The organism is Pseudoalteromonas sp. SR45-5 (assembly GCF_014163565.1).
Classification (GTDB): domain Bacteria; phylum Pseudomonadota; class Gammaproteobacteria; order Enterobacterales; family Alteromonadaceae; genus Pseudoalteromonas; species Pseudoalteromonas distincta.
In genome coordinates this window covers 1-7546 of the sequence record NZ_JACJDN010000145.1, presented here as the reverse complement: position 1 = coordinate 7546, position 7546 = coordinate 1, and the positions used below count along the sequence as shown (strand labels likewise).

The following is a 7546-nucleotide window of genomic DNA, read 5'->3' as shown; positions in this document are numbered from 1 at the left end:
TAAAAATAAGCTTCGCATAAACGCTGCGCATATTCTTGCTCAGTTCTAACACCATCACTAATGCCAGATAAAAATGCATGTTCACTCATATCCCCCGTATAAAGAGAAATTAACTGATACGCCCATTGTGACTCATCAAGCGCAGTGGCATTTTGTTTAAGTGCATCAAGCGCAACGGCTTTATCCTCTTGTGCTTGTGCTTGTGCTAAATAAACCCATAAAACTCGGTACGGATCTTTTGGAGAGCGAGCTAAAAATTCATTAAAATCATTTTTAGCAAGGCCTGCTCTGTCGCCGTAATACAGTGCGATACCACGATTTAAATAGGCGTATTCATGCTCTTCATCAAGTTCTAGGGCAGAATCGAAAAACTCATAGGCTTTTTCATACTGCTGCATAAGCGTATGTTGAATACCTAAAAAATTATACACTTCAGCTAAATCAGGCTTAAGCTTTACTGCGCGATTAAAATCAATACGCGAAAGAGTTGTCATACCTAGACTATCAAAAAGTACACCACGGTCGTAATAAAGCTTAGCTTGTTGTTCTTCGCTTAAGTCGGCTCTATTTAATAGCTCTGAGTAGCGTGCAATAGCAATTTCACTTCTAAAGTCAGAAGCTAAAGGTGCAGTAAATGGCACATTAACAATCGGGGTTGGTTCTGATTCTGTTGTAGTTTGGCAAGCGCTTAAAGACAAAATAGCAAAAGATGCCAAAGCTAAATGTTTGAGTATCATTAAAATCCTTAATACCAAGATATATCGCGATTAATATAAGACAGACCTTGTCCAATAAGGTTTCATTAAAGCATAAAAAAAGGGGCTAAACAGCCCCTTTTTTACTATCTAGCTAATATAACTAGATTAATAAGTTAGCAATTACGCGTCAGCTGCAGGTGCTGCTGATTCCATTGCTTCTTTAATACTTAGACGTACACGGCCTTGGCGATCTACTTCTAGTACTTTAACTTTAACTTCTTGACCTTCAGAAAGGTGATCAGCCACGTTATTAACGCGCTCAGTACTAATTTGAGAAATGTGTACTAGACCATCTTTACCAGGAAGAATGTTTACAAACGCACCGAAGTCTACGATACGTACAACTTTACCTTCGTAGATAGTACCTACTTCAAGTTCAGCTGTTAATTGCTCAATACGGCTAATTGCATTAGCTGCACTTTCGCCATCTGTAGCGGCAATTTTAATTGTACCGTCGTCACCGATTTCAATCGTTGTACCAGTTTCTTCAGTAAGCTGACGAATAGTTGCGCCACCTTTACCAATAACTTCAGCGATTTTCTTCTGTGGGATTTTCATTGTGTATATGCGAGGAGCAAACATTGATAGCTCTTCAGAAGGAGCAGAAATCGCTTCATCCATCACTTCTAAGATATGTAAACGTGCAGCTTTTGCTTGTTTAAGCGCAATTTGCATGATTTCTTGAGTGATACCTTCGATTTTGATATCCATTTGAAGTGCAGTAATACCTGCAGCAGTACCGGCAACTTTAAAGTCCATGTCACCTAAGTGATCTTCATCACCTAAGATGTCAGAAAGAACAACGAATTTATCGTCTTCTTTAACTAGACCCATCGCAATACCGGCAACAGATGCTTTAATTGGTACACCCGCGTTCATAAGTGCTAGAGAAGTACCACAAACAGACGCCATTGAAGAAGAACCGTTTGATTCAGTAATTTCAGATACTACACGGATTGAGTAAGGGAACTCAGTAAGTGTAGGCATTACAGCTGAAATACCACGCTTAGCAAGGTTACCATGGCCGATTTCACGACGCTTAGGAGAACCAACAAAACCAGTTTCACCTACACAGAATGGAGGGAAGTTGTAGTTAAGCATAAAGTGGTTTTTATGAGTACCAGTTAAATCGTCGATTAACTGTGAATCACGTTCTGTACCAAGTGTCGCTGTTACTAACGCTTGAGTTTCACCACGTGTAAAGATAGCAGAACCGTGAGTACGCGGTAATACGCCAGTCATTACGTCTAGTGCACGAATCATATCTGGTTCACGACCATCGATACGTTTTTCGCCAGCAGCTATACGGCCACGAACGATTTTCTTCTCAAGTGAACCGAAGATTTTGCCAATTTCTTGCTTGTCTAAAGACTCGCCTTCAGCAAGTTCAGCTGTTAATACTGCAACAACTTCATCTTTAGCTTCACCAAGAGCTTCTTTACGCGCTACTTTATCAGTGATTAAGTAAGCTGCGCCTACTTTTTCAGCAGCAATAGTTGCTACTTTATCTTCTAGTGCAACATTTTTCTCAGGTGCAGTCCAATCCCAAGTAGGCTTGCCTGCTTGCGCTTTAAATTCTTCGATTGCAGTAATGATCGCTTGAGATTGCTCATGACCATATACAACAGCGCCAAGCATTACGTCTTCTGCAAGTACGTTAGCTTCTGATTCAACCATAAGTACCGCTTTATCAGTACCGGCTACCACTAAATCAAGTTGGCTTTCTTCAAGCTCTTTTAATGTAGGGTTAAGTACGTATTCGCCGTTGATGTAACCAACGCGAGATGCACCAATTGGACCACTGAATGGGATACCAGAGATAGCAAGTGCTGCTGAAGTACCAATCATCGCAACCATATCAGGTTGGATTTCAGGGTTAACAGAAACAACAGTAGCAATAACTTGTACTTCGTTTACAAAGCCGCTTGGGAAAAGTGGACGAATTGGACGGTCAATAAGACGTGCAATAAGAGTTTCGCCATCGTTAGGACGACCTTCACGCTTTAAGAAACCACCAGGGATACGACCAGCAGCGTACATACGCTCTTGGTAGTTAACTGTTAGTGGGAAAAAGTCTTGACCAGGTTGTGCTTCACGCTTACCAACAACAGTTACTAAAACTGAAGTGTCGCCAATGCTTGCAAGTACAGCGCCGTCTGCTTGACGAGCGATTGCACCAGTTTCTAGAGTCACTGTATGTTGACCTAGTTTGAATTCTTTAATAATTGCTTGCACTTAAAATATTCCTTAAATGTATTCTAATAAGTTGTCATCAAAGTACCAATTACAGTACATAATTGTATTCAGTTGGAAATCAATTAAGTACTACAATTGGCAATGATGTGAATAATTGCAGATAAACCTTTTTACCTACGCGCATAGTATATACCAAAGCTACTTCAAAATGCGAGTCTAGGGTGTGTTGATCTTTGTGGATTGAAATTTGTTCAATCTAGGGGCGATTTAATCAAGGCGCGAGATTTGTAACCTAGTGGGCTAAGTAAAAATCGAGCAACAAAGAGTTAATCGCCCCTAGGATGAACCCGCAGGGCAGCGCATGTTTGGCATTTATGCTGCGTTATCGCCTATTTATGGGGAATAAACACACTACATAGGCGCTGCCTTGCCTAAAGACCAAACATACAGCTGCAAAATTAATCACGAAAGGTCAACACACACTAGCTACTAGATTTAAGCTGGGCTAATGAGTGGGTAAATACAACGATGCTTGATAAGCTATGAAATAGGAGTTTTACAATATAATTCAATAAGTTTATAAATTTGTTTTATTTTCAAACACAAATTTTAGGCACAAAAAAAGGAGCTAAAAAGCTCCCATTTCTATAATCTAGTTCTTAACGACGTAGGCCAAGTTCTTTGATTAGTGCAGTATAACTAGTGATATCTTTACCTTTAAGGTAATCAAGTAGTTTACGGCGAGTGCTTACTTTACGAAGCAGACCACGACGTGAGTGGAAGTCATGCTTGTGATCAGCAAAGTGACCTTGAAGCTTGTTGATATCATAAGTAAGTAATGCTACTTGTACTTCTGATGAACCTGTATCGCCTTCTGCACGTGCAAATTTAGCAATGATATCGATTTTTTCTTGATTGCTTAGTGACATAGTAACTCCAAAAATTAAATTTAAAAGGTGTCTTAGCCGATCACTAATTCAGCCAAAACGATTAAGCCGGCGTATTCTACCAACTGTGGGAATAACTACAAGTTAATTATTCCCATCTACAACTAATAAGCCACTGCTGGGCACACTAATTGCTTATTCAGGCTTTACGTAATCATCTTGCTGGCTAGCAAGACCACGTTTAACCTTTAAATGGCCACTTGAGTTGCGCTCGCCAGTACCAATAAACACACCATCCGCAACAACTTTAATTGCCCCCTCAGGTAAAGCTTCAGGTAACTCGACTGCTTGCCCATGACTAAATACTTTGCCCTGCTCTTTCGAAATTTCAATAACAGGTAAATCAGTTAAAGCAGTGTCTATAGGTAATAACAACGAGTCTAAATAAGTAGAAGGCGTAAGCTCTTCTGCTTTCGCTTTAGCAAGCAACGCTTCAATTTCATCAAGCGAAACCATTTTATCTGCCGGATACTGACCAACAGCAGTTCTGTGAAGCATTATAACGTGTGCGCCACACCCTAGGTTTTCGCCCAAATCATCAACGATTGTACGAATATACGTCCCTTTTGATACATGAGCCGTCATTTGTAATACGTTGTTTTGTTCATCAAATTCGTCAAACGATAAGCTAAACACATTTATTTTTCTGCATTTACGAGGGACTTCAATACCCTCTCGTGCGTACTTATATAATGGTCTACCTTGATACTTAAGTGCTGAGTACATTGATGGATATTGATCTGACTCTCCAACAAAAGCTGCAATTTCTTTTGTTAACTGCTCACGCGTCACATTCACATCTTTCGTGCTTACGATTTCGCCATCAGAATCTGATGTTGTTGTACGCTCACCCAGTTTTGCACGAACGATATAGGTTTTATCTGTATCGAGTAAAAACTGCGTAAACTTAGTCGCCTCACCAAAACAAATTGGCAGCATACCTGTAGCAAGCGGGTCTAAAGCCCCAGTGTGGCCAGCTTTTTGTGCAAAATAAACACCTTTCGCTTGCTGCAGAGCTTTATTTGATGAAATGCCTTGCGGTTTGTTTAACAACAAAATCCCGTCAACTGCACGGCCTTTACTGCGCTTTGCCATCTGTATCAGTGCCTTCTTCGCTATCTGTATCTTCTACGTGCTTAGTACTTTGTTCACTATTTGAAATATCAGCATCAACACTTTCTACATCTTCATCGACATGCTTTGCGTTATCTTCGCGGATAATAGAATCCACTAAATTAGAAATACGCATACCTTCCATCAGTGAATTATCAACTACAAACTTTAACTCAGGCATTATACGAGCACGAATACGCTTACCAAGTAACGAGCGAATATAACCCGTTGCTTCATTAAGTACTTTAGCGCTTTGCTTAGCTGCATCTTCATCTTGTGTGTTAAACACAGTGATGAAAATTTTGGCATAAGATAAATCACGCGATACTTCTACCGCTGACACTGTCACCATACCTAAGCGTGGATCTTTAATTTCGCGTTGTAAAATTACAGCAATTTCTTTTTGGATTTGCTGTGCAACACGATCAGTGCGAGAAAATTCTCTCATTGCATTTGTCCTAAAATCATAACTTATTGAAATTTAATAATAAGCTAATTAAATAATGGATACACAAATGGGGGCTAAGCCCCCATTTATTAGTTTAGCGAGCTAACAATTAAAGAGTACGTTGTACTTCAACTGTTTCAAATACTTCGATTTGGTCACCAACACGTACGTCATTGTAGTTCTTAACGCCGATACCACATTCCATGCCGTTACGAACATCAGCAACATCGTCTTTAAAGCGACGAAGTGACTCAAGTTCACCTTCATAGATAACCACGTTTTCACGTAGTACACGGATTGGAGCGCTACGTTTAATAACACCTTCAGTAACCATACAACCAGCAATTGCGCCAATTTTTGGAGACTTGAATACGTCACGAACTTGCGCAAGACCAATGATTTCTTGTTTAAACTCAGGTGCTAGCATGCCTGACATTGCTTGCTTAACTTCTTCGATTAAGGCATAAATTACGCTGTAATAACGAAGGTCTAAGTTTTCAGTATCAATCACTTTACGAGCAGAAGCATCAGCACGAACGTTAAAGCCAACTACAATTGCGTTAGACGCTGCAGCTAGTGTCGCATCAGTCTCAGTAATACCACCAACACCAGAACCTACAATCTTCACTTTCACTTCATCAGTAGAAAGTTTAGTTAGTGAATCAGAGATTGCTTCGATAGAACCTTGAACGTCTGCTTTAAGTACCACGTTAACTTCAGAAACATCACCTTCAGTCATGTTAGTAAACATGTTTTCAAGCTTAGCTTTTTGTTGACGTGCTAGTTTAACATCGCGGAACTTACCTTGACGGTATAAAGCAACTTCACGCGCTTTACGCTCGTCTTTAACAACAGTTGCTTCGTCGCCCGCAGCTGGAATACCAGAAAGACCTAAAATTTCCACTGGAATAGATGGACCTGCCGACTTGATGTCTTTACCGTTTTCATCGCGCATTGCACGAACACGGCCATACTCAAGACCACATAATACAATGTCACCTTGGTTAAGCGTACCAGATTGAACAAGTACTGATGCAACTGGACCGCGGCCTTTATCAAGACGAGATTCAATTACAACACCTGCAGCCATACCTTCGGTAGGGGCAGAAAGCTCTAAAAGCTCAGATTGCATAAGTACGGCTTCAAGAAGGTCATCAATACCTAGACCAGTTTTAGCTGAGATATGAACGTACTGCGTATCGCCGCCCCATTCTTCAGGGATAACGTCTAGCTGAGCTAGTTCGTTTTTAACGCGATCTGGATCTGCGCCTTCTTTATCCATTTTGTTTACAGCAATGATTAAAGGAACGCCAGCTGCACGTGCGTGCTGTACCGCTTCTTTAGTTTGTGGCATAACACCATCATCTGCTGCAACCACTAAGATTACGATATCTGTCGCTTTAGCACCACGAGCACGCATTGATGTAAATGCAGCATGTCCTGGAGTATCTAAGAAGGTAATCATATTGCCATTTACATCAACATGGTATGCACCAATATGCTGTGTAATACCACCGGCTTCGCCAGAAGCAACCTTCGCAGAACGAATGTAATCTAGAGTCGATGTTTTACCATGGTCAACGTGACCCATTACAGTTACTACTGGAGCACGAGGCTCTGACTTACCATCTTCATGGCGGTCGTTAAGTACTGTTTGCTCTAATTCGTTTTCTTTAACAATGATAACCTTGTGACCCATTTCTTCTGCAACTAGTTGTGCAGCTTCTTGGTCGATCACTTGGTTAATAGTAACCATGTCACCCATTTTCATCATTGTTTTGACAACTTCAGCGCCTTTAACAGCCATGCGTGATGCAAGCTCAGCTACTGTAATTGTTTCGCTAATACGCACTTCATTTTTAACATCAACAGTTGGTTTTTGGAAACCATGCTGCAGCGATGCTGGTGCTTTTAATTTAGACTTATTACGGCCTCTTGACGCTGCAAATTTATCTTTTGCTGGCGCTTTTTTCTTTTTCTTAGCACGGCGAGTGCCTTGCTCATCACGAGCATCGGCAACATCTTCTGCTTCACGTGCATAAGTTGAAGTCGTAAGATGATGATCCGCTGTTTCTTCGCGTTTC

Annotated in this window: 6 protein-coding genes; all 6 read right to left on the bottom strand. The window is 40.8% G+C overall.

Translation table 11 applies throughout. The annotated features are described in order from the left end of the window. Positions 1 to 737: lipoprotein NlpI (nlpI, locus tag H5072_RS07640; RefSeq protein ID WP_182693173.1), on the bottom strand; the 737-nt coding region annotated here is incomplete at its 3' end. A 141-nt stretch (positions 738 to 878) separates the two neighbouring features. After that, positions 879 to 2993 (bottom strand): polyribonucleotide nucleotidyltransferase, encoded by a 2115-nt coding sequence (gene pnp / locus H5072_RS07635; protein WP_182693172.1) that lies wholly within the window; start codon positions 2991 to 2993, stop codon positions 879 to 881. Positions 2994 to 3613: 620 nt separating this feature from the next. Then, the gene (gene rpsO, locus H5072_RS07630) at positions 3614 to 3883 is read right to left on the bottom strand and encodes a 30S ribosomal protein S15 (protein WP_002958490.1); all 270 of its coding nucleotides are present in this window, start codon (positions 3881 to 3883) and stop codon (positions 3614 to 3616) included. 153 nt (positions 3884 to 4036) lie between these two features. Continuing rightward, on the bottom strand, positions 4037 to 4996 hold the full coding sequence (truB, locus tag H5072_RS07625) for a tRNA pseudouridine(55) synthase TruB (RefSeq protein ID WP_182693171.1): 960 nt from the start codon (positions 4994 to 4996) through the stop codon (positions 4037 to 4039). After that, a complete protein-coding gene (gene rbfA, locus H5072_RS07620; RefSeq protein ID WP_182673886.1) occupies positions 4980 to 5462 on the bottom strand; it encodes a 30S ribosome-binding factor RbfA in 483 nt (160 codons plus the stop codon). Before rbfA ends, truB begins: the two co-directional genes overlap by 17 nt. 109 nt (positions 5463 to 5571) lie before the next feature. Continuing rightward, positions 5572 to 7546: translation initiation factor IF-2 (gene infB / locus H5072_RS07615; protein WP_182693170.1), on the bottom strand; the 1975-nt coding region annotated here is incomplete at its 5' end.